Source organism: Micromonospora sp. DH13, assembly GCF_020873825.1.
Taxonomy (GTDB): Bacteria; Actinomycetota; Actinomycetes; order Mycobacteriales; family Micromonosporaceae; genus Micromonospora; species Micromonospora haikouensis.
This window is the reverse complement of record NZ_JAHWGR010000137.1, coordinates 1-252: the sequence shown is the minus strand read 5'-3', so window position 1 is coordinate 252 and position 252 is coordinate 1. Positions and strand designations below refer to the sequence as shown.

General features: G+C 70.2%; 1 pseudogene. It reads left to right on the top strand.

What is annotated here, in order from left to right:
* Positions 1 to 252 (top strand): annotated as a pseudogene (locus LPA42_RS33615) (amidase family protein); the annotation flags it as partial.

Genomic DNA, 252 nt, shown 5'->3' with positions numbered 1-252 from the left:
CTGGACACCTTCGCCGGCCAGCTCGACACGATCCTCCAGGCGGTCGCCCAGGTCGGCGAGGTCGCCGCGGCGGACATCCCGCCGACGTCCCACTCCGTGCCGTTGACCAACGTGCTGCGCGAGGACGACGACGGCAACCGGTCCCTGGAAGAGGTCATGTCGCTGACCCGGGACGCCGGCTTCGGCCCCGAGGTCAAGCGCCGGATCATGCTCGGCACGTACGCGCTCTCCTCGGGCTACTACGACGCCTAC